General features: G+C 35.3%; 32 protein-coding genes and 1 riboswitch. Of the genes, 18 read left to right on the top strand and 14 right to left on the bottom strand.

What is annotated here, in order from left to right:
• Positions 1-192 precede the first annotated feature (192 nt).
• Positions 193-471, bottom strand: a complete 279-nt coding sequence (locus tag AC5YGG_RS10830) for a DUF2752 domain-containing protein (protein WP_496144513.1) — start codon at positions 469-471, stop codon at positions 193-195.
• Between the two features lie 30 nt (positions 472-501).
• Complete coding sequence (gene namA / locus AC5YGG_RS10825) at positions 502-1,554, bottom strand: NADPH dehydrogenase NamA (RefSeq protein ID WP_496144512.1); 1,053 nt, start codon at positions 1,552-1,554, stop codon at positions 502-504.
• Positions 1,555-1,655: 101 nt separating this feature from the next.
• Here namA and AC5YGG_RS10820 point away from each other — a divergent pair, with 101 nt between their 5' ends.
• Positions 1,656-2,138 carry a cytidine deaminase gene (locus AC5YGG_RS10820; protein ID WP_496144511.1) on the top strand — a complete coding sequence of 161 codons (483 nt, stop codon included), beginning with the start codon at positions 1,656-1,658 and terminating at the stop codon, positions 2,136-2,138.
• Between the two features lie 363 nt (positions 2,139-2,501).
• On the opposite strand, the gene AC5YGG_RS10815 is transcribed toward AC5YGG_RS10820, so the two are convergent.
• From AC5YGG_RS10815 to AC5YGG_RS10790, 6 genes are all read right to left on the bottom strand, one after another.
• A complete protein-coding gene (locus tag AC5YGG_RS10815) occupies positions 2,502-2,810 on the bottom strand; it encodes a barstar family protein (RefSeq protein ID WP_496144510.1) in 309 nt (102 codons plus the stop codon).
• 114 nt (positions 2,811-2,924) lie between these two features.
• Positions 2,925-3,434: a ribonuclease domain-containing protein gene (locus AC5YGG_RS10810; RefSeq protein WP_496144509.1), complete on the bottom strand. Its 510-nt coding sequence runs from the start codon at positions 3,432-3,434 to the stop codon at positions 2,925-2,927.
• Between the two features lie 74 nt (positions 3,435-3,508).
• Complete coding sequence (gene nadE, locus AC5YGG_RS10805) at positions 3,509-4,303, bottom strand: NAD(+) synthase (RefSeq protein WP_496144508.1); 795 nt, start codon at positions 4,301-4,303, stop codon at positions 3,509-3,511.
• Between the two features lie 13 nt (positions 4,304-4,316).
• The gene (locus AC5YGG_RS10800) at positions 4,317-4,850 is read right to left on the bottom strand and encodes a GNAT family N-acetyltransferase (protein WP_496144507.1); all 534 of its coding nucleotides are present in this window, start codon (positions 4,848-4,850) and stop codon (positions 4,317-4,319) included.
• A complete protein-coding gene (locus AC5YGG_RS10795) occupies positions 4,847-5,371 on the bottom strand; it encodes a GNAT family N-acetyltransferase (protein WP_496144506.1) in 525 nt (174 codons plus the stop codon). Before AC5YGG_RS10795 ends, AC5YGG_RS10800 begins: the two co-directional genes overlap by 4 nt.
• Positions 5,372-5,384: 13 nt before the next feature.
• On the bottom strand, positions 5,385-6,023 hold the full coding sequence (locus AC5YGG_RS10790; RefSeq protein WP_496144505.1) for a leucine-rich repeat domain-containing protein: 639 nt from the start codon (positions 6,021-6,023) through the stop codon (positions 5,385-5,387).
• Between the two features lie 52 nt (positions 6,024-6,075).
• Between AC5YGG_RS10790 and gldB the strand changes: the two genes are divergently transcribed.
• The 8 genes from gldB (at position 6,076) to AC5YGG_RS10750 (ending at position 12,549) form a co-directional block, all read left to right on the top strand.
• A complete protein-coding gene (gldB, locus tag AC5YGG_RS10785) occupies positions 6,076-7,059 on the top strand; it encodes a gliding motility lipoprotein GldB (protein ID WP_496144504.1) in 984 nt (327 codons plus the stop codon).
• A gap of 32 nt (positions 7,060-7,091) precedes the next feature.
• Complete coding sequence (gene gldC, locus AC5YGG_RS10780) at positions 7,092-7,415, top strand: gliding motility protein GldC (protein WP_496144503.1); 324 nt, start codon at positions 7,092-7,094, stop codon at positions 7,413-7,415.
• A 104-nt stretch (positions 7,416-7,519) separates the two neighbouring features.
• The gene (locus AC5YGG_RS10775; RefSeq protein ID WP_496144502.1) at positions 7,520-8,659 is read left to right on the top strand and encodes a cystathionine gamma-synthase; all 1,140 of its coding nucleotides are present in this window, start codon (positions 7,520-7,522) and stop codon (positions 8,657-8,659) included.
• 68 nt (positions 8,660-8,727) lie between these two features.
• Positions 8,728-9,174: a GNAT family N-acetyltransferase gene (locus AC5YGG_RS10770; RefSeq protein WP_496144501.1), complete on the top strand. Its 447-nt coding sequence runs from the start codon at positions 8,728-8,730 to the stop codon at positions 9,172-9,174.
• A gap of 46 nt (positions 9,175-9,220) precedes the next feature.
• Positions 9,221-9,733 (top strand): DinB family protein, encoded by a 513-nt coding sequence (locus tag AC5YGG_RS10765; RefSeq protein WP_496144500.1) that lies wholly within the window; start codon positions 9,221-9,223, stop codon positions 9,731-9,733.
• A gap of 302 nt (positions 9,734-10,035) precedes the next feature.
• A complete protein-coding gene (locus tag AC5YGG_RS10760; protein ID WP_496144499.1) occupies positions 10,036-10,584 on the top strand; it encodes an L-threonylcarbamoyladenylate synthase in 549 nt (182 codons plus the stop codon).
• A gap of 161 nt (positions 10,585-10,745) precedes the next feature.
• Positions 10,746-11,090, top strand: a complete 345-nt coding sequence (locus AC5YGG_RS10755; RefSeq protein WP_496144498.1) for a nuclear transport factor 2 family protein — start codon at positions 10,746-10,748, stop codon at positions 11,088-11,090.
• Positions 11,091-11,127: 37 nt separating this feature from the next.
• Positions 11,128-12,549, top strand: coding sequence for a CCA tRNA nucleotidyltransferase (locus tag AC5YGG_RS10750; RefSeq protein ID WP_496144497.1), 1,422 nt, complete (start codon positions 11,128-11,130; stop codon positions 12,547-12,549).
• Positions 12,550-12,765: 216 nt separating this feature from the next.
• On the opposite strand, the gene AC5YGG_RS10745 is transcribed toward AC5YGG_RS10750, so the two are convergent.
• The 3 genes from AC5YGG_RS10745 to pafA form a co-directional block, all read right to left on the bottom strand.
• Positions 12,766-13,812, bottom strand: a complete 1,047-nt coding sequence (locus AC5YGG_RS10745; RefSeq protein WP_496144496.1) for a YncE family protein — start codon at positions 13,810-13,812, stop codon at positions 12,766-12,768.
• A 5-nt stretch (positions 13,813-13,817) separates the two neighbouring features.
• Entirely contained in the window at positions 13,818-15,659 is a 1,842-nt protein-coding gene (locus AC5YGG_RS10740; RefSeq protein WP_496144495.1) for a TonB-dependent receptor plug domain-containing protein, read from the bottom strand.
• 33 nt (positions 15,660-15,692) lie between these two features.
• Positions 15,693-15,870, bottom strand: a riboswitch (cobalamin riboswitch).
• A 123-nt stretch (positions 15,871-15,993) separates the two neighbouring features.
• A complete protein-coding gene (gene pafA, locus AC5YGG_RS10735; protein ID WP_496144494.1) occupies positions 15,994-17,640 on the bottom strand; it encodes an alkaline phosphatase PafA in 1,647 nt (548 codons plus the stop codon).
• Between the two features lie 105 nt (positions 17,641-17,745).
• On the opposite strand from pafA, the gene AC5YGG_RS10730 reads away from it, so the two are divergent.
• The 9 genes from AC5YGG_RS10730 (at position 17,746) to AC5YGG_RS10690 (ending at position 22,814) form a co-directional block, all read left to right on the top strand.
• Positions 17,746-18,531, top strand: a complete 786-nt coding sequence (locus AC5YGG_RS10730; RefSeq protein ID WP_496144493.1) for a hypothetical protein — start codon at positions 17,746-17,748, stop codon at positions 18,529-18,531.
• A gap of 38 nt (positions 18,532-18,569) precedes the next feature.
• Positions 18,570-18,962 (top strand): VOC family protein, encoded by a 393-nt coding sequence (locus AC5YGG_RS10725; protein WP_496144492.1) that lies wholly within the window; start codon positions 18,570-18,572, stop codon positions 18,960-18,962.
• Between the two features lie 12 nt (positions 18,963-18,974).
• Positions 18,975-19,511, top strand: coding sequence for a GNAT family N-acetyltransferase (locus AC5YGG_RS10720; protein ID WP_496144491.1), 537 nt, complete (start codon positions 18,975-18,977; stop codon positions 19,509-19,511).
• A gap of 82 nt (positions 19,512-19,593) precedes the next feature.
• Entirely contained in the window at positions 19,594-19,848 is a 255-nt protein-coding gene (locus tag AC5YGG_RS10715; RefSeq protein ID WP_083190152.1) for a hypothetical protein, read from the top strand.
• A gap of 123 nt (positions 19,849-19,971) precedes the next feature.
• Positions 19,972-20,520, top strand: coding sequence for a hypothetical protein (locus tag AC5YGG_RS10710; protein ID WP_496144490.1), 549 nt, complete (start codon positions 19,972-19,974; stop codon positions 20,518-20,520).
• 8 nt (positions 20,521-20,528) lie between these two features.
• Positions 20,529-21,101 (top strand): Crp/Fnr family transcriptional regulator, encoded by a 573-nt coding sequence (locus AC5YGG_RS10705; protein WP_496144489.1) that lies wholly within the window; start codon positions 20,529-20,531, stop codon positions 21,099-21,101.
• Positions 21,102-21,150: 49 nt separating this feature from the next.
• Entirely contained in the window at positions 21,151-21,705 is a 555-nt protein-coding gene (locus AC5YGG_RS10700; protein ID WP_496144488.1) for a putative glycolipid-binding domain-containing protein, read from the top strand.
• A 102-nt stretch (positions 21,706-21,807) separates the two neighbouring features.
• Complete coding sequence (locus AC5YGG_RS10695) at positions 21,808-22,074, top strand: hypothetical protein (RefSeq protein WP_496144487.1); 267 nt, start codon at positions 21,808-21,810, stop codon at positions 22,072-22,074.
• Positions 22,075-22,091: 17 nt separating this feature from the next.
• On the top strand, positions 22,092-22,814 hold the full coding sequence (locus AC5YGG_RS10690; protein ID WP_496144486.1) for a YwqG family protein: 723 nt from the start codon (positions 22,092-22,094) through the stop codon (positions 22,812-22,814).
• Between the two features lie 141 nt (positions 22,815-22,955).
• On the opposite strand, the gene AC5YGG_RS10685 is transcribed toward AC5YGG_RS10690, so the two are convergent.
• From AC5YGG_RS10685 to AC5YGG_RS10675, 3 genes are all read right to left on the bottom strand, one after another.
• Positions 22,956-23,882, bottom strand: a complete 927-nt coding sequence (locus AC5YGG_RS10685; protein WP_065396130.1) for a malate dehydrogenase — start codon at positions 23,880-23,882, stop codon at positions 22,956-22,958.
• Between the two features lie 118 nt (positions 23,883-24,000).
• Positions 24,001-24,552 (bottom strand): biliverdin-producing heme oxygenase, encoded by a 552-nt coding sequence (locus AC5YGG_RS10680; RefSeq protein ID WP_496144485.1) that lies wholly within the window; start codon positions 24,550-24,552, stop codon positions 24,001-24,003.
• A 19-nt stretch (positions 24,553-24,571) separates the two neighbouring features.
• Complete coding sequence (locus tag AC5YGG_RS10675) at positions 24,572-26,770, bottom strand: ATP-binding protein (RefSeq protein WP_496144484.1); 2,199 nt, start codon at positions 26,768-26,770, stop codon at positions 24,572-24,574.
• Between the last annotated feature and the right edge of the window lie 55 nt (positions 26,771-26,825).

The raw sequence follows: 26,825 nt of genomic DNA, 5'->3' as shown, positions 1-26,825 counted from the left end.
TTCTTAAATTTTTATCATTAATCATAGTTCCCGTAAATAGGATCTATATAACAAAGATAGACTTCAAGTTCTAATTTAAAAAGTTTTTTGGCAACAGTTTTAAAAATTGTAGTAGTTCTACGATTCCGATTCTAACGAAATTATATTAAACATAAAAAAAGATCCTAATTTTTATAGTTTTTCAAAAAAAAATCAATAATGTTTATAAACATAAGAAATGACGGCTATCACAATATTCAGGGCAATCAATCCCATGATAATAGGGCTATATTTTCTTTTCTTATCAATAAAACTTAGGATTATGAATAAAAAAAGCACCAATAAAGTATATACAGCAGGATACATCTGAAAAGCTTCTGAAAATTTCCCTTGAAATACCAGAACAATAGCACGCTGGGCACCACAGCCAAGGCATTCTACACCAAGGAACTTTTTACTGGGGCAGGACAGCATGAAATCTTCAATATTCATTTCTGTAAGATTATAGTATATTGAACCGGATTATAATGAAATTTTTGCTCTGGTATACTGATGAGGAAAGAAGCAGTTTTCCTTCATTTCAAAAGAACCCTGAACTGCGATATATGGATTTCTCAGAATTTCTCTTGCTACAAAGATCAGATCAGCTTCATCTTTCTGTAAAATTTCTTCAGCCTGTTCTGTTTGGGTAATTAACCCTACAGCGCCGGTTTTCACATCAGCTTCACGTTTAACCTGTTCAGAAAAAGGAACCTGATATCCGTTAAAAACAGAGATTTTTGCACCATGAATATTACCGCCACTTGATACATCTACAAGGTCCACGGAATGTTCTTTTAATATTTTTGCCAAGGCAACACTATCCTGAATATCCCAACCATTTTCGGCATATTCAGTTCCTGAAATTCTTACAAAAAGGGCTGTATTTTCATTTAATTCTTCATTTACGGCATCTACAATTTCAATAAGAAAGCGAATTCTGTTTTCGAAACTTCCGCCATATTCATCTGTTCTGATATTGGAAAGAGGTGATAAAAACTGGTGAATAAGGTATCCATGCGCTCCGTGAATTTCAATAACATCAAAGCCTGCCTTTACTGCTCTTTGGGCTGCTTTTTGGAAACTTCGTACAAGCTCTTTTACCTCATCTGTACTCAATGCATGAGGAATTCTTTCTGTAGGATGATAAGGAATGGAACTTGGCGCAATTGTTTCCCAACCTTCTTCAATGGAGATTTGCTGATTATTCCATGTGGAACCTTTTCGCCCTGCATGCGCTAGCTGAATCCCGATTTTACTGTCTGAGTTCTGATGTACAAATTCCACAATTCTCTGTAGTTTTTCTGCCTGTTCATCATTCCAGATTCCCATACAATGATTGGTAATTCTTCCTTGGGGTTCTACGCCGGTTGCTTCCACAACAAGTAAGCCTGTTCCACCTTGCGCTCTGCTTCCATAATGTACGAAATGAAAGTCGTTTGCCAATCCGTTTTCGCATGAATACATACACATAGGAGACATTACCCAGCGGTTTTTTAACTCTACATTTCTGAATTGTATTGGGGTATATAACATTTTAATCTTTTAAAAAGTTGAACTTTATCATGAGGAGAATAAAATATTGCCCACTTCATTAAAAAGAACTAATTTTACCCCCCTTTTTTAGTCTACAATATATGAAAAAAGACATACAGATCAGTTACGAATATTTTAAAAATAGCAACGAGCTGAGCGATATAGAAAAAAAATTATTCGAAAGAGCCAAAGAGGCGCGCGAAAATGCTTATGCACCCTACTCTCAGTTTTTTGTAGGATGTGCTGTACTGTTGGAAAACGGTGAAATATACTCTGGAAACAATCAGGAAAATGCAGCTTTTCCATCAGGACTTTGTGCTGAGAGAACAACTCTTTTCTGGGTAGCGGCTAACTTTCCTAATATGAAGGTAAAAAAGATCTTCGTAGTGGGTGGTCCTAAGGAGTTTCATGAGAAAAACCCTCCGATTCCACCTTGTGGTGCCTGCCGTCAAAGCTTAATTGAGTATGAAACGAAACAAAACGAGGACATTGATCTTTATTTCTCAAGCATGAATGAGGAAGTTGTGAAAGTACATGCAGTGAAAGACTTGCTACCTTTCTATTTCGACTCAACATTTTTATAGGGAGGTAAAACTATAAATCGTAAAAGGCTAGTGATAGTCTGATTAAATATTCAATTCTCGTTGTGGTATTTAAACTAATATGGACTTACACGATGATTTCATCATTAAACCAACAGTATTCTGTTGGTTTTTTTGCTTACAATATCATAACTTCTTTCGGCATAATAAAACCACCTTTTTTTGCCGCGAAAGCACAATTTTTTTCTTATCTCTTGGATTTTTTAAAGTAATATATTGATCAAAATGCAGAAAATTTTTTACCTTAAACTTAGGCGTTTATATAATTTATTCGTGCATCCGTGGCAAAAAAAGAGGTTATTTTATCTCTAAAACAACCTCTTGTATTTTTATTTCAATTACCGATTAATCTTCAGTTTCATCTTCGTCTTCATCGTCTTCATACTGTTCAAGATAGTAGCTGAATGTGAAATCTTCAACTTCTTCTTCCGCATCTTCCAGCGTAGTCAGAAGATCTTCAAAAATTTCTAACTGATCTACAGTCATGTTAACGAACTCAAGATGAAATGGCATTTCCAAATCTCCGGTAATGGTATCAAAAAGCGCATCAAGATTATCCCCAAAGTGCTCAGGAAGCTGAACTTTTTCTTTTAGCTGGGCATAAAAATCTTCATAATCGCCTATCTCTGTAAAATCTATATATACTGTTTTCATACTGAACTAAATTTTCAATTTTTACCGATTAAATATGTAAAAAAGATTTATTCTCCAAAGGTAATACTTATGACCATTTTAAAACAAATTTATGCAGGTCATTACAACGACTGCTTACTGCTTTTCAAAACTTTTATAATGATTTTTAGTCAGATAGACCTCACCATCTTTTGTGTAAATGATTCGGTCTGCATTTCTTCCTCCACAGTGATAATTTACATCTGCTTCGAAATATTTTTCTCCGTCAGGTAGTCTTTCTTCTCTGTTTCCGAACTTATCACCTCCAATTGCTTTTCCGGGAAGTACATCGCAAAGATTACCTTTTGAAGGGTTCCAGCCTTGTTTTCTTGCTTCAGCTTTTGTGATATAATAATCTGGTAATCTATGATTTTGCTTTACATAGCTAATCACTGTTTTTTCTTCGGTAAGCTGATCGATAGAAGCCTGAACAGAGGAGCTTTTTCCACTATTGTATTCATCCAGGGAAGAACTTCCATAGCTTACCGTTTCTGTTTTGGAGGCATCTTTTTTATCTTCAATAAAATTTTTATAGACATACATCACAGACATTCCGAAAAGAAGCCCCAGACACATGAAAAGCACCGCTCTTATTTTACTGTTCATAGTAGTAATTTAATAATGTAAACAACGTAACGGTTACTGGTAAACTGCTACGTTGTTATATGATTACATTTAATTTATGATTCTCTCCATTCTTCAGGAATATCACAGATTGGAATAGGTTCCATCTTATGTTTTGCAGCTTTATGCATTCTGTCAAAAATTAAGAATACTTCTTTATCTCTTCCTTCGTAATCTTCGGCTGTTTTGGATCCGTATTCTTTCTGAATTTTTTCTAATTCGGGATAAGTTGCTCCGATTTGTTGTTCATCCGTTCTGTCCACATCCCAAAGTCCGTCTGTAGGAATTGCTTCCTGAATGCTTTTAATAAGATTTAAGCCTTTTGCCAAAGTATAAACCTCAGTTTTATAAAGATCTGCAATTGGAGAAACGTCTACTCCGCCATCACCGTATTTTGTATAGAATCCGATACCGAAATCCTCTACTTTATTTCCGGTCCCGCATACAAGAAGTCCGTTCAACTGCCCATAATAATAAAGAGTCAACATTCTCAAACGGGATCTCGTATTGGCAAATGCCAGTTTTTCGTTTGGATAAAGTTCTTCGTTTACATCAAAAGTTTTGTAGAGTTCTTCAAAAGCAGGCGTAAGATCTACAGACATTGTCTCAACATTTGGAAATCTTGATTTCAGGTCTTCCATGTGATCTTTTGCGCGGTCTACCTGGTCAGCTTTCTGGCGGATCGGCATTTCGATCAGTAATGTTTTCAATCCTGTCATTGCTGCCAATGTAGAAACCACTCCTGAATCTACTCCTCCTGAAACTCCTATTACATATCCGTTTACTCTGGCTTTGGTTGCATACTCTTTCAACCATCCAACGATATGATCTATCACTTTTTGTGTCTGCATCGTTTATATTTTTTTAGTCTATTCCAAATTCTTTAGGATATTTTACTACTCCTTTTTTATTTTTTAATCCGTCCGGTACAAGTTCAACTGCCATTCCATTTTCTTCCGGAATGTCAAACGGAAACGAAATTCCAAAATTACTTGTTTTTTCGTAACCAAACTTTGGATAATATTTTTCATGCCCAATCAGGATGACGGATTGATATCCCAATTCTCTGGCAATGCGGTGTCCCTCAAGGATCAGTTGTCCGCCAATCCCCTGATTCTGAAACTCAGGCTTTACGGAAACCGGAGCCAAAGCGAGAGATTCATAAGATTCCGAATCGTTTACAATTTTAAGTTTTGTCAACAGAATATGACCTGCAATATTGCCATTTTCATCTTCTGCCACTAATGAAAGTTCAGGAATAAAAGCATCGGAATCTCTTAGTTTTTCAACAAGAAAATGTTCCTGATGATCACTATATTCCATATTTCTAAATGCTTCTTCTATCAGATGAAAAACATTCTGGTGATCTTTTTTCTCTTCCTGTCTTATTATTATCATTCACTATATTTTTCATGTTTTAATTTATACCAGAAACACTTTACTCCTGAATCTTCAAACTCTCCAGTATTTTCGAAACCCATTTTTGTCAGAATATAGTTGGAACCTGCATTTCCAGCATCGGCATAAGCATAGATGGTCTCTGCATTCAGTTCGTTGAAACCATACTCCAATGAGGCAATCGCCGCTTCCCAGGCATACCCTTTACCCCAAAACTCAGGAATGAAGCGGTATCCGAGGTCCAAGGTATCCACATGTCCGTTAATTGGCTGCTTCAATAATTTCAGTCCACTCCATCCTATCATCAAGCCGCTTTTCTTTTCAATCACAGCCAATCTTCCGACTCCGTTTTCTTCGTATTGTTTTTGAATCATTTTGATAATATTCTTTGATTCCTCCACAGTTTTTACAGGAGTTCCAAGATATTTCATCACTTCAGGATCGGAATCCATTAGAAACATACGTTCAAAATCTTCATCTTCAAGCTTTCTTAAAATCAGTCTTTCAGTTTCTAGTATCATGGTATTATTAGTTTTATTCTTCTGTCCCAAAAATTGTCACATCGGTTTTCATACCTTTTTTAATAGCTGTTTCTTTCATATTATTACCTCCTACATTTAAAGTCTGTAAAGCGGGATTTCCAGAAATATCTAACTTTTGGATTTTATTATGTTCAACGTTCAGCTTTTTTAGATTTTTAAGCTGAGACAGATCTATTGTTTTTAATTGATTTAAAGATAATGTTAATTGATCAATTCTTGGTGTTCCTTTCAATGAAATGCTTTCGAGAAGGTTATTATCTACATATAAAGAGGCAAGCCTTATCAGATTTTCTGCTTTAAATGAGGAAGTTTTACACCCTGTACATGAAAACAGATCCAGCTTATCAAAATTTTTAAGACTGATAGCAGGAATCGAGTTATCATCAAGCATAATCATTTTTACATTCTTAAAAAAATTCAAATCATCTGCAGAAGTAATTCCTTTTTGAACCAGGAATAAATTATTCACCAGCTCTGCTTCAGACTGATCGATCATCCCGTCTTTATTCATATCGAAATTTTCAACGACTGCCTTTTCAAAGTTTTTATCTTTAAATTCAAGCTTTTGCCCGTAAAAAAGAGTGCATCCTGAAATAATGCTTAGGACTGTAAATATTTTAATTTTCATCATGAGTTGTTTATTTAATGTTTATTTTTGTAAACTTAAAATTCATGTAAAAATAATGAAGATTTTCAGATATATTGCCCTTTCTTCTGTTTTAGTTGCGGGACTGAATTCCTGTAAAAAAGAACCTGAAAACCAATGGAAAGTAGAAGTAAAAAATCCTGCAGAAAAAATCGAAATGACCGATATTTCAAAGGAATTTTACAATCCAAATATGCCTTTGGATCAATTCAAGGCTAAATTTCCGTGGTTTCAGGGAACGGTTTCTGATGCTGACTTTTCAAAAAGAAGAGCTGATGCTGAGGAAATAAAAATCTATAAGGAGGCAATCGGAAAGATCGATCAGGCTAGGTTGCAAAAGGAACTTCAGGATTTATTTTCACATATCAAATATTATTTTCCGCAATCTAAAAGTCCGAAGGTATATCTGTTTTCATCAGCATTGCAAATGGTACAGGATCCTATCTTTTATGATGAAAAAGGAAATCTTTTATTCATAGATATTTCAGGTTTCATGGGTGATGGTAATCCGAATTATAAAGGATTAGAGCTTTATTTCCAAAAATCGATGAATCCTCAGAATATTGTCCCTAAGGTTTCCAGACTTTTTGCTGAAAATATTGTAACGGAATCTGCTGATCATCAAAAATTCATTGATCAGGTGATTTTAAACGGAAAAGTGATGATTTTACAAGATGCTTTTCTTCCTGACTTTCCTGAGTATCTGAAAATAAATTATACTCAAAAGCAGTATGAATGGGCAACTTACAATGAAGCTAACATCTGGAATTATTTTGTGGAGAGCAATTTGCTGTTTGGAGATGATCCGAGATTGGGCGAGCGTTTTATTGCTCCGGGACCATTTTCAAAGTTTTATACGGAGATAGACAATGAATCTTCACCACAGATCGCAATTTATACAGGATGGCAGATATGCAAGGCTTACCTTAAGGAAAAACCTGAAACAAAACTGATAGATTTCCTGAAAATGGATGCCACAACAATTTTTAATCAGTCCGGTTATAAACCGAAACTTAAATAATAGAAAATTTAGAATTTAGAAAAAATAGAGAAATGAGAAAAACTCAGATTACGATAGATGTAGAGCTTGATGAGAACCACGTTCCTGAAAATATCACATGGAATGCTCAGGATGGAGGTATTGAAAAGCAGGAGACAAAAGCTACCATGATCTCTGTATGGGATGATAAAACAATGGAGGCTCTAAGAATTGATCTTTGGACAAAAGAAATGCCTGTGGATCAAATGAAAATGTTTATTCACCAGATTTTAATATCTTTAGGAAACACCTACCAAAGAGCAACCGGTGAAGAGGATATCGCTCAGTGGATGGAAGAATTTGCGGAAGAATTTGCGGTAAAATCAGCGATCAAGTAAAACCGTTCACAATAAAAATGTAACAATGAAACAGTTTAACAGGGTAACAATTCTAAAACATTGGTAAATTGGTACACTGTTGGATTGGTAAATTATAAAATATTATGAATTTTAATACAAAAGTAATTCACGGAGGGCAGCATCATGAGTCTGCAACAGGTTCTGTAAATGTTCCTGTATTTTTAACCTCTACGTTTGCACAAAAAAGCCCTGGAGTACATTCCGGATACGAATATTCAAGAGCAGCCAATCCTACAAGACAGGCATTGGAAGATTCTTTAGCAAGTATTGAAAATGGAGCAAGAGGTCTGGCTTTCGGTTCCGGACTTGCAGCAATCGACTGTGTTTTAAAATTATTAAACCCTGGTGATGAAGTAATTGCTGTAGATGATCTTTACGGAGGTACTTACAGAATGTTTACAAGACTTTTTGAAAAATATCAGCTGAAGTTTACGTTCGTAAATTTTGATGATGTTTCTAAAATCGCCGATGTAATCACTGATAAAACTAAATTGATCTGGGTAGAAACTCCAACGAACCCATTGATGAAATTAGTGGATATCAAAGCTGTTGTAGAAGTTGCTAAAGGAAAAGATATTTTAGTAGCAGTAGACAATACTTTTGCGACTCCTTATATCCAAAGACCAATTGACCTGGGAGCTGATATTGTAATGCACTCTGCTACCAAATATTTAGGCGGTCACTCTGATGTCATTGCAGGAGCCCTTATTGCAAAAGATGCTGAATTGGGAGATAAACTTCACTTCATTCAGTTTGCAAGTGGTGGTATTTTAGGACCTCACGATTCTTATTTAGTATTAAGAGGAATCAAAACTTTGGCTTTAAGAATGCAGAGACATTCTGATAATGGTCTTGCTGTAGCTAAATATCTGGAAAATCACCCTGCAGTTGATAAAGTAATTTATCCGGGATTAGAGTCTCATCCTCAATATGAATTGGCAAAATCTCAAATGAAGGAATCTGGAGGAATGGTTTCATTCACTTTCAAATCCGGAAAAAAGGAAGATGCAATCAAATTCTTAGAAAAAGTAAGAGTATTTACCCTTGCGGAATCTTTAGGAGGTGTGGAATCTTTAGCGAACCACCCTGCTTTAATGACTCACGCTTCTATTCCGGCAGAAAAACGTGCTGAATTGGGAATCACCGATGACCTTGTACGTTTAAGCGTTGGTATTGAAGATGCTGAAGACCTTATTGCAGATCTTGAGAAAGCTTTTTCTTAAAACATCAAATAAATTAAAAATGAGAAGGATTCAATATCTTTCTCATTTTTATTATCACACCATATCCTATGAAAAATACGAGAAAAGCAATCATTACCGATTTGCCTCAGCTTGCAAAACTTTTTGACCAATACAGAATATTCTATCATAAGGAATCTGATATTCCTGCTGCCAGCACTTTTCTTCAGGACAGACTGGAAAGTAAAGATTCTGAAATTTTTGTTGCGGAAGAGAATAGCTTATTAACAGGTTTTGTTCAATTATACCCCATCTTTTCATCTACAAGAATGCAGCGTTACTGGCTGTTAAATGACCTTTATGTCAATGAAAAATATAGAGGTAAAGGATATTCAAAAGAACTTATCGAACAGGCAAAAGAATTATGCAAAACTTCAAAGGCATGCGGAATCCTTCTTGAAACCGGAAAAAGTAATGATATTGGAAATCAATTATATCCGGCTTGCGGATTCGAACTTTATGATTCTGTAAACTTCTATGAATGGTCCAATAAATAGTTTTTCTCATATTATTAAATCCTTCCATTATTAAAATTTTAAAACCATGACAGATTTTCAAAAATATATCCAAAGATATTTAGACCTGATTCCCTCGCAAGACTGGCTGGCAGAACTTTCTAAATCAGAAGAAAAAACCGTAGGAATTTTCTCTAATCTTACCGAAGAACAGTCTGAGTTTGCGTATGATGAAGGTAAATGGACCTTAAAAGGACTCCTGCTGCATTTATCAGATACCGAAAGAGTTTTTCAATACAGAATATTAGCCTTTGCAAGAGGCGAAAAATCCAATCTTCCCGGTTTTGACGAAAACGAATATGCTGATAAGTCCTATGCTAACGAAAGATCTTTGGAATCTCTTTTAGAAGAATATAAGTTAGTAAGAGCATCTTCAAAAATCCTATTGGAAACAATGAATCCTATTGCTTTACAAAATACAGGTATTGCTAATAGTCACGAAATTTCGGTAGAAACAATCGGTAAATTGATCATCGGACACAATTATCATCACCTGAATATAATTGAGGAAAGGTATTTATCCAAATTGGGATGGATGTAGAATACGTTTCGGCTAAAGCCGGATGATTTTTATTTTATTGTTGAATAGGCTGAAGCCCATTCCTATTGAATTTGATCAATAACATTAAATCAATCAAAACAATACAAGTAACTTATTTTTAATCTCGAAAGGAATATATGCATCATTGTCACATATAAACATCAATAGAAACGGGCTTTAGCCCGTTTTCACATTTACAACCAATCATCGGCTTCAGTCGAAACCTAAATTTACCTCATCATTTTTTGTCTAAAAAACACAGATTTTCTACCTTTATCAACTGATTTGAATTCGATACAATTATGGAACATATTATAGAAGTATTAAAATCTGGCGGAACCATCCTTTACCCTACTGATACTATTTGGGGAATAGGTTGTGATGCTACTAATATAGAAGCTGTCAATAAAATTTTTGATATTAAAAAGCGTGAGAAGAACAAATCTATGATCATTCTTGTAGAATCTGAAAAAAGACTTCAGGATTTGGTGGATGTTCCGGAAATGGCGTGGGAGATTATTGATCTGAGTGAAAAACCGGTAACGATTGTTTATGAAAATCCAAGAGGGCTGCCTAAAGAATTGCTTGCGGAAGATGGCAGTATAGGGATAAGATTGGTAAAAAATGATTTTTGTAAAAAATTAATTACAAAACTGAATAAACCTTTGGTTTCTACTTCGGCTAATTTCAGTGGTGAAAAAAGTCCGTTGAAATTTTCTGACATTTCTTCAGAAATTGTTGGACTTGTAGATTATGCTGTGGAGGAAGACAGAGAAAAAGTTTCGAAATACTCAGGTTCTTCCGTGATCAAAATATGGAGCGACAATAGAATTAAAGTTCTTAGAGAATAAAACATAAGCTTTAAGAAGAAGCTTAAAGGAAAATAGTTTAATCATAACTTTCAGCCTTCGCTCTACTTTATAGATTTTTTAGAGTCTTGTCAGTTTACATCGGCAGGATTTCTTTTTTTTAATTCTATCTTTGCAAAACCCAAACTCGTAAAATGTGTGCTATGAATCATCAGGAATTTGCTCAAATGTGGATAAACGCCTGGAACTCTCATGATTTGGTGAGTATTTTATCTCATTATGCTGAGGATATTGAAATTACAACTCCAATGATTGCTCTTGCCACCGGAGGAAAAGAAAATTCTTTACAAGGAAAAGCAGCAGTTCGTGAATACTGGAGGAAGGCTTTGGATAAATTTCCGGATCTTCATTTTGATCTGATCCATTCCACAGCAGGAGTAGATTCTGTAGCATTATTTTATAAGTCTATTATGGATAAGCATGCTGTAGAGGTTATGTTTTTTAATGAAGAAGGGAAAATAAATAAAATGTATGCTCATTATGATTAATGACCGCATTTCGTAGAAATTGACGCTATTATAAACGATGAAAATTAATCTTAATCAAAATAAGAATTTAAAACTTTTTAAAATAATTTCTGAAGCTGCAGAAAGAAATAACCAGTCGGTATACATCGTCGGTGGTTATGTTCGTGATCTTCTGATGAAGAGAAAAGCCTCTACGGATATTGATTTTGTGACGGAGCAAAGCGGTATTGAGCTGGCTCAAAATGTAGCTCAGGATATTGATCCTAAATTAAAAGTTTCCGTATTCAAAACCTATAGAACGGCAATGATCAAGTACAAAGATCTCGAACTTGAATTTGTAGGAGCAAGGAAAGAAAGCTATACGGAAAACAGCAGAAAGCCTGAGGTAGAAGGCGGAACTTTAGAAGATGACCAAAAAAGAAGAGATTTTACCATCAATGCGATGGCGATTTCTTTAAATAAAGATAATTTCGGTGATTTGATTGACCCTTTCAATGGTATTGATGATCTGGAAAAGGAGATTTTAAGAACACCTTTAGAACCTGCTCAAACATATTCTGATGATCCATTGAGAATGATGAGAGCGGTACGTTTTGCCTCCACTTTAAATTTCACCATTGAAGAAAATTCATTAAACGCCATCAGACAGGAAGCCGAAAGGATCAAGATTGTTTCTATGGAAAGGATTATGGTGGAGTTTAACAAGATTATGTTGTCAGAAAAACCTTCTGTAGGATTGAAATTGATGGAACAGACAGGACTTTTAAAACTTGTTATTCCTGAATTGATTGAACTTAAAGGTGTAGAAGAAGTGGAAGGACAGACTCACAAAGATAACTTTTACCATACGCTTGAGGTAGTGGATAATATTTCTTTGAATACTGATAATCTTTGGCTGCGTTGGGCTGCATTACTTCATGATATAGGAAAAGCTCCTACGAAAAAATTTGTGGAAGGAACGGGTTGGACATTTCACGGGCATGAATTTTTGGGCTCAAAAATGACAAAAACTCTTTTCCAGAGATTGAAGCTGCCATTGGGAAGTGATATGAAGTATGTTCAGAAAATGGTGAAACTTTCTTCGAGACCTATTGCCTTGATCACGGATGATGCATCGGATTCTGCGTTAAGAAGGCTTTTATTTGATGCCGGAGAAAACCTTGAAGATCTTTTTACGCTTTGTAAGGCAGATATTACCACGAAAAATTCTAAAAAGCAGGAAAAATTCAAGAAAAACTTTGAATATGTGGCTGTTAAGATCAAAGAAGTGGAAGAAAAGGATCAGGTAAGAAACTTCCAGCCTCCTATCACTGGGGAGGAGATCATGGGAATGTTTAACTTACAACCGGGACGTGAAATCGGAATCTTAAAAGAAAAGGTAAAAGAAGCGATCCTTGAAGGTGAAATTCCTAATGAAAAGGAAGAAGCTACAAAGTTTGTTATTGCCGAAGCAGAAAAGCTGGGATTAAAAGCAAACTAAATATATATCAATAAAAAAGTACGGCTGGATATTTTATCCAGCCGTACTTTTTTTGTATAGTTCAGATCCGCTTATTAATCATTAAATTTTGAATATAAATTTTATGTTCATGTATATACCAAAGCCGGGCGGGTTCAAATGAACCCGCCCGGAAAAAAACACAAATGATGAAAAAATAAAAAATTATATTAAATACTTCATCGCGTATTTAATTTCTTAGTTCCAGAATACTGAGTTAGAACCAATTCCTGCAGAGAACGTTTTAACTATAGATCCTGAAGTATTGTAAACAACGATTTTACTTCCTTCTGTAAATCCGTTTGAATCAGAAGTAAAGATTAAACCATTCACTACATTAAATCCATAAAGATCTGAATAGTCGTGAGCACTAGCAGCTACAGTAAACAAAGGCGAAGTAGGTGCTGCGGTTGCAGTCATGTCCATAGCATACACATTTCTATCTGAGCTGAAGTAGAACTTCCCGTTTGAAATCTCTAGGTTCGTAGCATCTTTAATACCTGTTAAAGTCGTTGTTTTTGTAATATCACCTGCACTTGAGATCTGATAAATATAAGAGTCTGCAGTACCTGCTGCGATAGCATACACAATCTGATTATTTGAAATAATCTTTTTGATATTTTCCCCGTTTGGTGTGGAAATAGTCTTGTCAACAGTATTAGTTGTGGTATTGATAAGAGAAATCTTAGTACCAAATCCTGCCGTAGCATTCTGTACGAAAATATTACCTCCCGCTTCTACAATTCTTTCAGCATTATCTGTAAAAGGAATTTCTTTAATCAAAGAATTATCAGATAATTTATAAACACTTACAGATTTAGCTCCAAGATATTTATCGTTGGTCACATACATATTATTTTTAGCAAATGTCATGTAACGGGGAGTCTTCAATCCTGCTGTAATTTCACCAACAGATTTAAAGCTAAAACGGTTAACGATCTGAATTTTGTTTGAGTTATTCAATAACAAATAAGCATTATTACCATTGAACGCAATCATCTGTAAAACATCACCTAGCTTTGCACCACCGTTATTTGCTCCAAAAATATTATCCTGCTTAAAGCTTAGGTCTGAGCTCACAAAAGTTACCTCTGCACTTGGTGTATTATACTTACCTTCATTGGCAATTAAGAATCCGTTTCCGTAGAACATTTCTTGTTCAGAAGTACTGTCTGTACTACAAGAAGCAACTCCTAAAAGAAGCGCAAAAGCAAAAAGAAGATGTAAAAATTTGTTCAGTTTCATATCATTTAAAAATTAATTGTTGCACAAATACTAAAATTTCTCTTTGGCATAGGATAATCAATTACAGTCTGATAAACAGTATTCGTAAGATTATTCACTTTAAAGCCTAATGTATATTTTTTCAAAATATCGGCAGAAACTCCTGCATTCAAAAGAACGTAAGAATCTATAGCCGTTGCTCTATCTTCATTCGTTGTTGTGTAGGTAAGCCCATTGATAAGCGCCTGAGCATAAATTTTCAGGAAATCAAATCTATAATCTATTGCCCCCATAGCTTTGTGTAAAGGAACATAAGTCATCTGCATCCGGGTATCCTTATTAATAGATTTTGAATACGTATATCCTGCATTGATTTTCAGCCCATGTCTTCCGAAATTTTTATTCCAGGTTACCTGAGACTCCAGCCCATAAAATTCTGCATTATTTGTATTGACGGGTGCCCAATATCCATAAGGAGTAGGAAGCCATCTGATAAGATCTTTGATCTCCATATAATAAGGGCTCAGATTAATCTTAAAATCTCCAAACCTAAACTCATGATTCATATCCACATTGGAAGAGGTCTCAGATTTTAAATCCAGGTTCCCGCCGGGTTGCCAGTACAAATCATTAAAAGATGGAAATCTGAAGTTTCTCGAAAAGCTGGCACTCACCTGATACCATTGTAAAGGACTCCATCTTCCTGAAAAGGAATACAAAAGCGGAGAAGAGATACCTTCTACAAAATCCTTCTTGATTCCTGCTTCAAAACGTAAATCTTTATTTACAAAATATCTTATCATTCCCGCTAAAGAACCTACATTACGTCTGATCGTTCCTATTCCGGTTTCATAGCCTTGTGCTTTATTCACCTGGAATTCTCCGATAGCATTAAAATTAATCTTTGGAGTAATGAAATAATTAAAATCGTTTTTAAAAATATAGTTCTTTCCTTCTGCACCACTCGATTTAGGTAAATTAAGCGCCGAGAAATACTGGAAATTATCTTCGGTATAAGCAGCTTTCAGACTATTGGACAGATTTTCTTTATTAACATCCCATGAAATTACACTTCGTAAAGTCTGAGCTTTATATTTCGTTCTGTTACCATTGGACTCGTAAATAGGATAATGCTGTGAAGCGTCAAACACCTGACTTTGCCAGGAAATGGTCTGATCATGGGCAATTTTATAAGCTGTTCCCACATTAAAGGTTGTATTATAATACCTTCCATTAATATTCTTGAATGGTGTAATACCCGTTATATATTCCGGAACTTCATAATCATTTGCGCTTACAGCATAGTTTAAAGAAGCCTTAAAGCTGAATTTCTCATTACTGTAAGAACCTTTAACAAAGTTATTGTAAGTACCAAAAGATGCTGCCTCTGAAAACAGAGAACCATGAAAACCTTTATTAAATTCAAGAGTGTTATTCAGGTGAATACTCCCCCCGATAGCTCCCGAGCCATACGTAACACTTCCTCCGCCAGCCTTTACTCCGATCTGGTCATATCCGAATAAAGCAATATTATTGACGTCACCCTGACCTAAAAAGTTAGAATTGATATTAATACCATTCCAGACAAAAGCAGTCTGCTGAGCTGTAGTTCCTCTGAAAGAAGGTGAAGAAACTGCACCACGACCATTTTCTTTAATATAAACATCAGATTGAAACCTCAACAGTTCAGAAAGGTTACTGGAGTTTTTTTGTATTTCTGAAGGAGTGATGATTTTAATAGGATGAAATTGCTTCGCCTTATTCATCTGGCTGTCGAAAATATAAATGGTATCAATTGATTTCTCCTGACCGAAAAGAAAACAGCCATAAGACGACAAAAACAGTACTACAGATCTTTTTATATTCATATCTTTTTACTTTTCCTCCGAAAGCAATATGTTTTATTGATTATCATTCTGGCAGGTCTCCTGACTTTCGCTTTCTGCGCCTTCCCGTTTTTACACAGTGGCTTTTTACAGAAATTTTTATTGCGATTTACAGTTGCGGGGACAGTCTGGGCATTTCACCCAATTCCCTTTTCATTCCAATATACTGGAAACCAAAATTTTTGCAAAGATAGTTTTTTAAACGTATTAGCCAAAAAAGGAACTTATGCTCTACCCTTTTCCTTTTCATATATTCTAAAATAAAAAGCTGCTTCCAATCCTGAAAGCAGCTCTATATTGATAATAATTGTATAAATTATTTACCCATAACTTCTGTGATTGGATTTCCAACATTTCCGCTTGGGAACTGAATTTTTAACAGTGAAGAAACAGTAGGGGCAATATCAGTCATGTGATAAGCCTTGTTACTTTCTCCCTGCTTTACACCCCATCCCATAAAGATCAATGGAATGTGCGAGTCATAAGAATTCCATACACTGTGTGTAGTACCTGTTTTAGAATATGGAGGAAGCATTGAGTCATGCGAAATCAGCTGAATATCTCCACTTCTCTGTCTGTTGATCCCATTAATAATTCTCTGCTTGATCGGCTCCGGAATGCTGGCTTCCTGAACCCTGTCTACAGAAACTGCATATAAAACAGTAGGATCTTTTTCTAATTCTTTTACAGTAAAGTTTCTTACATCATCCAGTTCAAGTTTGCTGTCTGCCAATACTTTTCTGTCAAAGTAGATCTGATAATTGTCAATCGCATTGATTAGCTTATCTGCTCCGAATTTATCTTTAAGCTTTTGGTTAAGATTTTTTTCTGCACCTTCACCAAAGAAACCTGTCGGGATTTTATGTTCTTTCAGGAATCCTACAGAATGTGCGCCACCATGGTCAGCAGAAAGGAAAACAGTATACTCTCCTTTTCCAACTTTTGAATCCAGGTAATTGAAGAATTGTGCTAAATCCTGATCTAATCTGATATACACATCTTCTACTTCAATAGAATTCGGTCCGAATTTATGTCCTGCATAATCCGTAGAAGCCAGATTGATTGCTAAAAAGTCTGTAATATTATCACCACCCAATTTTTCACCTTCTACAGAAGCTTCCGCTAACTTTAATGTCAAAGTATTTCCAAAAGGTGTATAACGGATATTATCTTTTTTAGTCTGATAATCCTTAGCAAGATCATTGTAAGGGAATGTAGGTGTTTTTGCGCTTCCTAATAGTCCTTCCCAAGGTGAATTGTCCGGAGCACTTTCCGTGTATTGGTTGATCGGTAGTAAAGTATTCCATCCGTTTGCCACCAATTTTTCTGGTAAATTCTGAGAGTTGAATGACTTCACCCACTGAGGAAGATCATTCATGTACCATGTACTTGTAATAAAATTTCCGGTACTGTCGTCAAACCAAAAAGCACCATTAGGTGTATGACCTGCCGGAAGAATAGAAGCTCTATCTTTCAAAGAAACCCCGATTACTTTACCCTGGAAGTTTGTTGCTAATCTCAATTCATCAGTTACTGTTGTAGACCAAAGATTTTTTGGAGAATGGCTTCCCGTTTTCGTATTCGTTGTTCCTACCGGCTGTACACTTTCGTCTGCAGTACAATATACACCTTTACCTGTTTCCTTATCCGTCCAGTCGTTTCCGGCAATCCCGTGAATTGCAGGTACAGATCCTGTATAGATACAAGTATGTCCTAAAGCTGTAATTGTAGGCACATAAGGAATATGTACATTATTTAAAGAATATCCTGTATTCAAAAGTCTTTTGAAACCGTCATTTCCATATTTATTATAAAAACGGTATAAGTAATCCCAACGCATCTGGTCTACGACAAGACCTACTACTAATTTGGGTCTCTCCAATTGAGAATTTTTGACCTTCTGTGCATTGATCGTAACTACGGACATGAAAGTAACTGCCGCAATTGAAATTTTCCTAAACATCCACGTAAATTTTTTATTCATCACAAATTTAGGGGTTTTGAAAGTTTTAGAGTATGAAATTTTCTTTAAATTTGATCTTTATGCAATTAATCAACCCAATTCAACATGATTCTAGGAGTATATTGGTACTTTAAATTTCCTGAAAACCTATACAATTTCAGATTTTTTAAGTTTTTTGAAGGATATGGAGGTCATGCTGATAATGCGGCAGAACTTGTGGCAAGAGTTTACGTGAATAATCCCAATGATTTTATTAAAAAACTCGAAATCCTTAAAGATCAGTTTAAAAAAGCTTTTTTACATCTTAATATCAGCGGAAACGAAATCATCATCAGTATTGGCGGACATCTGCTTTTTGATTTTTATTTTCAGTTTGCTCTAGAAATAGAAGAACTGTTGATCCAGGAAAATGCTGCATCAATGGATTCAAACCTTCCCTTTACATCAGAAAGATCCCAAACCTTTCCCATAGAAAGAGACCATTTCGGAAACATTGAAGATCGCTTTATTCAGCTGGTAGGTTCAGATTTTAAAAAAAATAATGCTGAAAACTTTTCCATAAGAATTGACTGTAATTTGCCTTTAACAGATAAAGAACATTTTATCAAAGCTCTGATTCCCATCTGCAAAGAAGAAAATATCAATGTGTTTTATTATAATGATTGCGAGTTCAACAATCATTGTAATCTGATGCTCTTTTTTACAAATGGCAGACAGACAAAAAATGCTATTCAAACTGTTAATATCAATACTTTTGGAAACAAAGTAAGACACCTGGCTCAGAAATATTCGCTTCATTTCGGGCATTTTGAAGGTTTAAAATATTATCCCCAAACTGGTCCTCATGTTGAAATGATGGTGGATGAAGAATATATTTTGAACCCAGAATAAACACAAACCTAATTCAATACTCATCTTTAAACAATGCTATGATTAAGTTCAAATATGTCATTTTATATGTAGAAAGTGTAGAAACATCCATGAATTTTTACAAAGACACTTTCAATGCTGATATCAAATTCATCACTCCGGAAAAAGATTATGGAGAATTACTGACAGGAGAAACTACTCTTTCTTTTGCATCTATCGATCTTGCTGGTTCTAATGTAAAAAAAGGATTCTTACATTCAAAAACAGAGGTAAAACCTTTCGGATTAGAATTAGGTTTCGTTACTGACAATGTGGAAGCACTGGTTAAAAAATCAATATGCAACGGTGCCGTATTGTATGAAGACATTGCTGTAAAACCTTGGGGTCAAAAAACAGCTTACATCAAAGACCTTGATAATTATTTAGTGGAAATTTGCACAGAAATTCAATAAAATACCTACTCCGTGGAAATTAAAAAATTACAGAAACTGACAACCAATCCAAGTATATATTGGGGACAGAATGGTTACTCAACAGATACAATCTATACTGTTTCCTCAATCGAGTTTGGTGGAACTTTTGAGTTTATTATTAAAGAAAAATCTCTTTCCTATACCAAAAACTGGGAAACTGATTCCGACGATATTATAGAACTCAATACGATCATCGAGCAAGATCATTCTTTCGGTGCTTTTGATAATGATGAGCTTCAGGGATGGATCATTGGTGAGCACAGAACATGGAACAACAGCTTTTATATAGAAAATCTCCTTGTCAATGAAAAATACCGCAGGCAGGGAATCGGGATCATGCTGATTAAAAATATCATCAAAGAAGCAAGAAAACTTAGCTGCAGGGTGATTGAATTAGAAACTCAGAATACCAACTACCCCGCCATTCAATTTTACAGAAGAATGGGTTTCAATATTACAGGTATAAATACGAGATTATATAATAATTCTGAGGAAATTGCCCTGTTTATGACTTTAGATATAGAATAATTTTTCAATTATATTAAAACACTTGTTAGTGTCTTAAAATTTTTATACATTAGTAATCAACAAATTAAAAACATCAATTACTATGAAAAATTTAAAGAAATTAAAAAGAAGTCAATTGGTATTAATCAGTGGTGGTGATACTGCCTATGCAGTTTGTTTAGATGGTTATTGCCCTCCTACTTTTGGATCTTACTATTGCAGCGGTGATACTTGCTATAGATCAACTGGTGGTGGTGGTAACCCTGGCGGTGGAGGTCCCGGAGGCGGAGGTACTCCTTGCCATGAGCCAATACGCTTCTGCCAGGAAGGAGAAACAGGGTGCGGATGTGTTAATTAAAGTTAGATTGTTAGATAATGTGAGGAGCGGTTTTTACCGCTCTTTTGTTTTTTATATTTTTATAATGCAGCCTTAAAAATTCAATGCAATTTCACTATTTTAGCAAAAAAAGACTTATAACAGATGGATACTAGAAAAAATGTTCTTGAAAAATTGTCGGATCATGAGCTTGAACAATACATAAAACCTGATAGTAAATTCGTTCCTGAAGCTATTCAATATGCTTATGAAATTTTACAATCAAGAGGAAAAGTATTTACAGAGCAGGAAAAAGAACGTATTAACTCTGTCATTTCCAAAACTGAAGAAAACGAAGCAACAATACTTCACCCCAACTATACAAAGGCTGCCAATCTTATTTACTTATCAGGGGCTGTAGGAATCGGCTGTTTGATATGGACGTATGAACAATTAGATTCAGAACTGGCGATCTTTATATCTGCTGCTGTTCTTGCTGCTGTTTTTGGTGTCGGGTATATGGTCGGAAAAGGTAACGAAGTGGCAAAGTATTTATTCATTATTCTTTTCATATTAGGACTTGCCGGCATTCCTGCACTGGTGGCTAACCTGATTATCAATCCTGTTTTAGGAATTATGAATATTCTCCAGTTTGTTCTTCAGGCATGGGCTATTGTTCTGCTTGTTAAAATCCCAAAAAGTAAGAAAGTATAAATTCTTTCATGAATAAACTCCTGAAATACATCTATTCCCTCACTCCTTTTTCTGATGAAAGCTGGAACTTACTCCAAACTGCACTTTCAGAAAAAGTATATAAGAAGAACGAGCTGATGTTACAGGAAGGCGAGGTATGCAATTCATTATTCTATATTGATCAGGGATTTTGTAAAAGTTATTATGAAATAGACGGTGTAACAAAAAATACAGGATTTTTCTTTGAAAACGAAATAGCCACTAATATCAACAGCTTTGGAAATGGTTTGCCTTCGGAATTTAATATCGCAGCATGTGAAAAATTACACGTTATTATTTTTGATAAAGAAAAGTTGTTTAAAGTGGCGGCAGAATGTCCGGAAATAGAGGCTTTGGGGCGTCACTGCATTCGTCAGTTTGCTTCCAGGCAGGAAGAGTTTTCCAATCTTTTCAAACTATACTCAGCGCAGGAAAGACTGGAATATATAGAAAAGAAGTATCCTGAAATGGTGCAACGTATATCACTTACTCAACTTGCTTCATTTTTGGGTGTAGCAAGGGAAACTTTAAGCAGGATCAGAAAGCGAAGATTATCTGGGTAAATCTATTCTTCTTAATCACTCTATTAACATCACACAAAAATCAAAAAAAATGAAAACACTAATCTGGAAAGGAATCGCTTACCAGTCTCTTGAATATTTTAAACTGAAAGAAAACAATGAAAATTACATCGTAGAATCAAGAATCATTGGTTCCTACAAAAAACAGATTTATAATGTAAGTTACAATCTTACTATTGATAAAAACTGGACAATTCAGGAATTCAATATTGAATCTGAAGTCAATACTGTCAAAAATAGATTGATAGGAAAGAAGTTGCAAAACAATTGGGAGATCAATAATGCCATCGATCCGGGTTTTAAGGATTTTATTTTCATTGATATTTCTCTTACCCCTTTTACCAATACATTACCCATAAATCATTTACACATTCCTAAAGGCGGTTCACAGGAAATTAAGGTAATCTATATTGATGTTTTAAATAATATCATCAAGCCAGCACCTCAATTATATACCAGAATTTCCGAGGATCAATACCGTTATGAAAACCTTCTTTCCGATTTTAAAGCTGATATTTTAGTTGATGAAAACGGGATGGTTGTTAATTACCCAGGGCTATTTGAAAAAATGGAAGAACTTTCATAATCATTTTTGATCTGGATATACTTACAAAATGACAAGGTTTACTATTCGAGAGATTTTTAATGCCTTTTGAATCGTATTATCTTTGAAACATTTAAAATCGTCATGAATATTAATGAAATTAAAGAAGCTGCACTTGCTTTTACCGCTCAGAACAGACAGGAGCTTAGTGACAAAATAAAAGAACTAAAAGATCAAGGGATATCCTTTCCCGGATGTGTTGTTTTTACTCAATATAGCCAACGGATCTCCCTTTTAGAAGCCCGGGATTTAACGCTTGAGCTTGATGCATGGACAGCAAAGGAAAAAACTGAAATCAAAGGTTATATCAACCTGATGATGTCAGAATTTGAAGAAGAAGAAGAAGATTAATCACCAATTATACAACTATGGATAGCAGAATTCAAGCAATCAAAGATAAAATTGAACGACCAGCAACCGAATTTTTCACCGGAGGATTCAGACCTTTACATACTATCGAAGAATCATGGATCGGACGTGTATTTGCTTATGCGGAACATGAAGAAATTCCTTTGGATAAAAACGGAGATCCTATGATGCCTCTTATTCAGTTTTACCTTCCCAACCAACCTTTTGTGCCGGAACTGATAAAAAATAAAAAATTAATTACCGTATTTATCTCTCAGGATTTTCCGGAAATGCTTGAAAAAATGGGTGATCATTGGGTCATTCGGGAATATGATGATTTGGAAGATATAGTCATCAAGGATTTACAAAGTCCGGTTTCCTATTTAAAACCATTTCCACTACGCTCAGAATTATATCCTAAAGATGCCCCTGTATGGGATGGTGGCGGAATTGAGGATATAGACTACCATTTAATCTCTGATATTGTGAAACTTGAAAGAGAAGGGCTTTTCAACAGTTATTATAATATCATTAAGCACTGTTACAGTACTAAATTAGGTGGTTATCCATCATTCTGCCAGCCTGGTATTGGTTTTAAGGATGGCTTTGGTGAAGGCTTCGAATTTGTTTTCCAGGTTTCTTCAGATGGTAAAGCTCAATTGAATGTAATAGACAGTGGAAGTTTTATGTTTGCAAAGAACAAGGAAACCGGAGAGTGGAGTTTGTATTATGATTTTTATTAAAATGCAGGAAACTGGAAGAATGGGAGTCCCTTTTGAAAGAGGAGATTATTACAAAAAATAACAAAAACATTTTTACGTCGTTGATAATAGCAAAAAACCGCGCCCTTCGGGCGCGGTTCTCATTATATAAAGTCTAATGAATTAGAATTTAAGATCTCCATTCACTTCTCTTACTGCATTAGCAGCTTCAGCGAATTTCAATTGCTCTTCAGCAGTAAGTGTTACGTTTACGATTTTCTCTACTCCGTTTGCCCCAATGATCGCAGGAACTCCTAAGCAGATATCGTTTTGTCCGTATTCACCTTCAAGCATTAATGAACAAGGGATCATTTTCTTTTGATCACAAGCAATTGCCTGAACCATTACAGAAACAGCTGCACCTGGCGCATACCAAGCAGAAGTTCCTAATAATTTAGTAAGGGTAGCACCACCTACTTTAGTTTCTTCAATTACATATTTTTGTTGCTCATCATCAAGGAATTCAGTTACAGGAACACCGTTTCTTGTAGCTTTGCTCAATAATGGAAGCATACCAGTATCACTGTGAGCAGCGATTACCATACCGTCAACATCAGAAATTGGAGATTCTAATGCCTCAGCTAATCTGTACTTGAATCTTGCAGAATCTAATGCACCACCCATTCCGATGATCTTGTGCTTAGGAAGACCTGAAGTTTTGTGTACCAAATAAGCCATAGTATCCATAGGGTTAGAAACCACAATGATGATTACTTCCGGAGAATGTTTTACTAAGTTTTCAGTAACTTCTTTTACGATACCTGCGTTGATACCGATCAATTCTTCTCTCGTCATTCCAGGTTTTCTAGGAATCCCTGAAGTGATTACTGCTACATGAGAACCTGCAGTTTTGCTGTAATCTCCTGTTGTTCCGGTAATTTTTGTATCAAATCCGTTTAGAGATGCCGTTTGCATCAAATCCATTGCTTTACCTTCAGCAAACCCTTCTTTAATGTCTACCAAAACTACTTCTGAACAGAAGTTCTTCATTGCGATGTATTCTGCACAGCTTGCTCCTACAGCGCCTGCACCTACTACAGTTACTTTCATATTGTTACTTTTTAAATTATTTATTTTTTTAGTTAAGTTTAAATTTGAAACTCCCCAAATTTAATAAATCCTGAAAAAATGCGCAATTTTTCAGAAATTTTATTAGAATTAAAAGGAATTAGTTGACATTCAGTAAAAACGTGTATAGTTTTTTTGCTCCTGACAGTACTTCATGGTAGTTTTCTTCAGCCACTTCTGTATCCAGAACCTCTTTAAAATTCTTCCACATTGGTCCTGTATTTTCTTGATAACATCCAAAAAAGTTGAAAGTCACCTCATCAAAGCCTTCTGTCTTGGAAAGTTGCTTGGCAATCACATTTCCACCCAATGTAGACCCTTCGATCACATACATTGCTCCCAAAGCTTCATGCTCATTCACAAACTCAAGGTCATGAGATGCTTTTCTGTTTTCCAGAGAAAGACTTTTAAGATCCTTTTCAATAAGAGGAAGTTTCTTTCTGTTATCAAGCTGAAGTTTCTCTGCATACTTGTCCGAAAGACTGCTGAATATTTTATCTTCGCTGTGAAGAAGCATAAGATAGTTGGTATGGATGATCTTTTTATAATCTTCTAAAGTGAAGGTTTTATTAAAAATCTTTTCAGAATTAAAAAGTTTCTCCGCTGCATCGTGATAGTCTGCTGTATTTTGTTTAAGATATTCTGATACCATAATTATATTTTAAAGTTTCTCAAATGTAAGGTTTTTTGAACGTTAAAATGAAGGAAGTTCCGTCCTTATTGCTCTCATAATCTACGTCTCCGCCTATTCTCTTCATGATCCTGTGTACGATAGACAACCCTACTCCATTCCCTTTGAATTTCTTTGCATTATCCATCCTGTTGAAGATTTTAAACATCTTATGCTTTTCTTCATGAGGAATTCCGATTCCATTATCTGAAATGCGGTAAATAATAGTCTGCCCGTCTTCACTGCCTTCAATCTCCACCTTTGGCTGATCTTTATGCGAAGAATATTTGACAGCATTATTGATAATATTTAAAAATACCTGGTGGAGCAATGTTTTATCCGCCAGCACATCGGGACATTCTTTTATGACGATTTCACTTTTAGGGCTTCCATAAGTGATTTTTGCATTTTCAGAGATTTTATGAATGGTAGTACCCGTTTTCAGACTTTCCAACTGTATTTCGCTATGCTTGGCACGGCTGAGCTGCAATACATCATGCATCATTTCAGCCATATTATCGATCTCTTCAATAATGGTTTTGATCTTTGTTTTGCTCTTTTCAGAATTATCAGTCAGATTTCCCAAAAGCATTTGAGCATTAAGCTTCATTACCGTCAAAGGAGTTCCCAGGTCATGGGAAATGGTGTAAGAAAAACTATCCAGTTCTTCATTCACCTTTTTTAGCTCGTCATTAAGCCTTTTGATAGCATTATAATTCTTATGGGAAGTTTCCAGAATCAAATCGCGGATCGCCTGTACGGCACTCACATTTCTTGAATTCCATCTTTTGGAATGTCCTTTAATATTTTCTGTAAAAATCCTGAAAGATGTTCTTGGCGAAACCATCTTCTTATCTTCACCGTTTTGGGTAAAAATACCAATCTTTTTTTCAGGGTTTCCAGCCCAGTCTATGTGCTCATCAAATTCTTTACGGAACCAGATCAGCATTTCATTTTTTTCTCTTTCAATAAAGTAAATAATAATACCGGCTGCGCTTTCAGGCAGATTCAGTTCTTCCCCATGATTTTTAAGGAAACTACGGTTAACATAAATACGGTCCGTGGTATTCTTCAGCCCCCAATCTACAATTCTGCTGATCACATCACTGGCAGGCACAGCTCCATCCGTCACTATATTTTCATCATACACAACAGCAAGTCCTTCTGCTTCCGGAAAATTCCTAATTTCAGTTTTACTTTCGATCAGGGAATCAAACAGATTATTATGCTTTAAAAAATTCGTTTTCAACTGAGATAATTTATCATTCAGTTCGAGACGATAATTCAGTTCATTTTTTGATTTAAAAGAAGAGTATGCATTAGCGGCAAGTGCAGTGAAAATCCCTGCCTGAACACGATCTTCAAGGTCTACATGCTTTGGTTCTACGTTCTGGCACGTCACCAATCCCCAAAGATGATTATCTATAATAATGGAAACACTGAAACTTGAAGAAATCCCGGAATTGATCAGATATTGTCTGTGAACAGGAGACATTCCCCTCGAAGCAGTAAAGCTGAGATCAATATCTTTCCCCGTTTTACTGATAATCGGAACGGTTTCATGATGTACATTACTGAATATTCTCTTTCTTTTTTTAAGATAGAGCTCACGTGCCTGCTTTGGAATATCAGATTCCGGGTAATGAAGTCCGAAGAAACTTTCCATCCCTTCATTTTTCTTTTCAGCAATCACTTTCCCCGACCCGTCCATCATGAATTTATAAACCATTATCCGGTCATAATTCACCACTTTTGAAAGGGCTTCTAATAAATGATTCCAAAGTTCCTGCTCTGTTTCAATAACATAAAAATTGTCATATTTATTAGAAATTCTTTTATCCGGATTTATCAATACTTCTTCAAATTCAAGAAAAATATATCCTTCGCTTCTGAAAACGGAAAAATGATATTCTTTTTTGCCAATAAAGATTTTATCAAAATAGGCTTCATTTTCCCTTCTGGTAAATTTCTCCAGAGAGGTATAAATATCTGACTTAATAATATCCGGAAAGCTTTCCGGAAAATCAGTAAGCCTTTTATCGAACAACTCATCAAAGTTTTCGATTTTAAACAGATCCATAATATTCCTACTGAAAAAAGTAATGGAATGTGACACTGAGTCAATGCCAATCAGGTAACCAAAACTTTGTATATAGCCTGGAATATGGATCGGTTCTTCATGGCACTCTACAAAATTCATATAATTGTCTATCAATCAAATATACCGCTTTTTTTTAACTGTCTCTTATATTGTG

The sequence above is a fragment of the Chryseobacterium sp. CS2K3 genome, from assembly GCF_059515185.1.
The sequence above is the reverse complement of the archived record's forward strand: the minus strand, read 5'-3'. Positions and strand labels throughout refer to the sequence as shown.

What these genes read in the sequence shown, in the direction of transcription:
- AC5YGG_RS10800 (WP_496144507.1), bottom strand. Translation starts at nt 4,850, where the DNA reads ATGATAATAATAAGACAGGAAGAGAAAAAAGATCACCAGAATGTTTTT.
- AC5YGG_RS10705 (WP_496144489.1), top strand. Translation starts at nt 20,529, where the DNA reads ATGAATAAACTCCTGAAATACATCTATTCCCTCACTCCTTTTTCTGAT.
- AC5YGG_RS10760 (WP_496144499.1), top strand. Translation starts at nt 10,036, where the DNA reads ATGGAACATATTATAGAAGTATTAAAATCTGGCGGAACCATCCTTTAC.
- AC5YGG_RS10755 (WP_496144498.1), top strand. Translation starts at nt 10,746, where the DNA reads ATGAATCATCAGGAATTTGCTCAAATGTGGATAAACGCCTGGAACTCT.
- AC5YGG_RS10675 (WP_496144484.1), bottom strand. Translation starts at nt 26,770, where the DNA reads ATGAATTTTGTAGAGTGCCATGAAGAACCGATCCATATTCCAGGCTAT.
- gldC (WP_496144503.1), top strand. Translation starts at nt 7,092, where the DNA reads ATGAGAAAAACTCAGATTACGATAGATGTAGAGCTTGATGAGAACCAC.
- AC5YGG_RS10680 (WP_496144485.1), bottom strand. Translation starts at nt 24,552, where the DNA reads ATGGTATCAGAATATCTTAAACAAAATACAGCAGACTATCACGATGCA.
- AC5YGG_RS10815 (WP_496144510.1), bottom strand. Translation starts at nt 2,810, where the DNA reads ATGAAAACAGTATATATAGATTTTACAGAGATAGGCGATTATGAAGAT.
- AC5YGG_RS10810 (WP_496144509.1), bottom strand. Translation starts at nt 3,434, where the DNA reads ATGAACAGTAAAATAAGAGCGGTGCTTTTCATGTGTCTGGGGCTTCTT.
- nadE (WP_496144508.1), bottom strand. Translation starts at nt 4,303, where the DNA reads ATGCAGACACAAAAAGTGATAGATCATATCGTTGGATGGTTGAAAGAG.
- AC5YGG_RS10685 (WP_065396130.1), bottom strand. Translation starts at nt 23,882, where the DNA reads ATGAAAGTAACTGTAGTAGGTGCAGGCGCTGTAGGAGCAAGCTGTGCA.
- AC5YGG_RS10710 (WP_496144490.1), top strand. Translation starts at nt 19,972, where the DNA reads ATGGATACTAGAAAAAATGTTCTTGAAAAATTGTCGGATCATGAGCTT.
- namA (WP_496144512.1), bottom strand. Translation starts at nt 1,554, where the DNA reads ATGTTATATACCCCAATACAATTCAGAAATGTAGAGTTAAAAAACCGC.
- AC5YGG_RS10790 (WP_496144505.1), bottom strand. Translation starts at nt 6,023, where the DNA reads ATGATGAAAATTAAAATATTTACAGTCCTAAGCATTATTTCAGGATGC.
- AC5YGG_RS10700 (WP_496144488.1), top strand. Translation starts at nt 21,151, where the DNA reads ATGAAAACACTAATCTGGAAAGGAATCGCTTACCAGTCTCTTGAATAT.
- AC5YGG_RS10740 (WP_496144495.1), bottom strand. Translation starts at nt 15,659, where the DNA reads ATGAATATAAAAAGATCTGTAGTACTGTTTTTGTCGTCTTATGGCTGT.
- AC5YGG_RS10775 (WP_496144502.1), top strand. Translation starts at nt 7,520, where the DNA reads ATGAATTTTAATACAAAAGTAATTCACGGAGGGCAGCATCATGAGTCT.
- AC5YGG_RS10765 (WP_496144500.1), top strand. Translation starts at nt 9,221, where the DNA reads ATGACAGATTTTCAAAAATATATCCAAAGATATTTAGACCTGATTCCC.
- AC5YGG_RS10690 (WP_496144486.1), top strand. Translation starts at nt 22,092, where the DNA reads ATGGATAGCAGAATTCAAGCAATCAAAGATAAAATTGAACGACCAGCA.
- pafA (WP_496144494.1), bottom strand. Translation starts at nt 17,640, where the DNA reads ATGTTTAGGAAAATTTCAATTGCGGCAGTTACTTTCATGTCCGTAGTT.
- AC5YGG_RS10730 (WP_496144493.1), top strand. Translation starts at nt 17,746, where the DNA reads ATGATTCTAGGAGTATATTGGTACTTTAAATTTCCTGAAAACCTATAC.
- AC5YGG_RS10725 (WP_496144492.1), top strand. Translation starts at nt 18,570, where the DNA reads ATGATTAAGTTCAAATATGTCATTTTATATGTAGAAAGTGTAGAAACA.
- AC5YGG_RS10770 (WP_496144501.1), top strand. Translation starts at nt 8,728, where the DNA reads ATGAAAAATACGAGAAAAGCAATCATTACCGATTTGCCTCAGCTTGCA.
- gldB (WP_496144504.1), top strand. Translation starts at nt 6,076, where the DNA reads ATGAAGATTTTCAGATATATTGCCCTTTCTTCTGTTTTAGTTGCGGGA.
- AC5YGG_RS10745 (WP_496144496.1), bottom strand. Translation starts at nt 13,812, where the DNA reads ATGAAACTGAACAAATTTTTACATCTTCTTTTTGCTTTTGCGCTTCTT.
- AC5YGG_RS10795 (WP_496144506.1), bottom strand. Translation starts at nt 5,371, where the DNA reads ATGATACTAGAAACTGAAAGACTGATTTTAAGAAAGCTTGAAGATGAA.
- AC5YGG_RS10715 (WP_083190152.1), top strand. Translation starts at nt 19,594, where the DNA reads ATGAAAAATTTAAAGAAATTAAAAAGAAGTCAATTGGTATTAATCAGT.
- AC5YGG_RS10695 (WP_496144487.1), top strand. Translation starts at nt 21,808, where the DNA reads ATGAATATTAATGAAATTAAAGAAGCTGCACTTGCTTTTACCGCTCAG.
- AC5YGG_RS10830 (WP_496144513.1), bottom strand. Translation starts at nt 471, where the DNA reads ATGAATATTGAAGATTTCATGCTGTCCTGCCCCAGTAAAAAGTTCCTT.
- AC5YGG_RS10820 (WP_496144511.1), top strand. Translation starts at nt 1,656, where the DNA reads ATGAAAAAAGACATACAGATCAGTTACGAATATTTTAAAAATAGCAAC.
- AC5YGG_RS10750 (WP_496144497.1), top strand. Translation starts at nt 11,128, where the DNA reads ATGAAAATTAATCTTAATCAAAATAAGAATTTAAAACTTTTTAAAATA.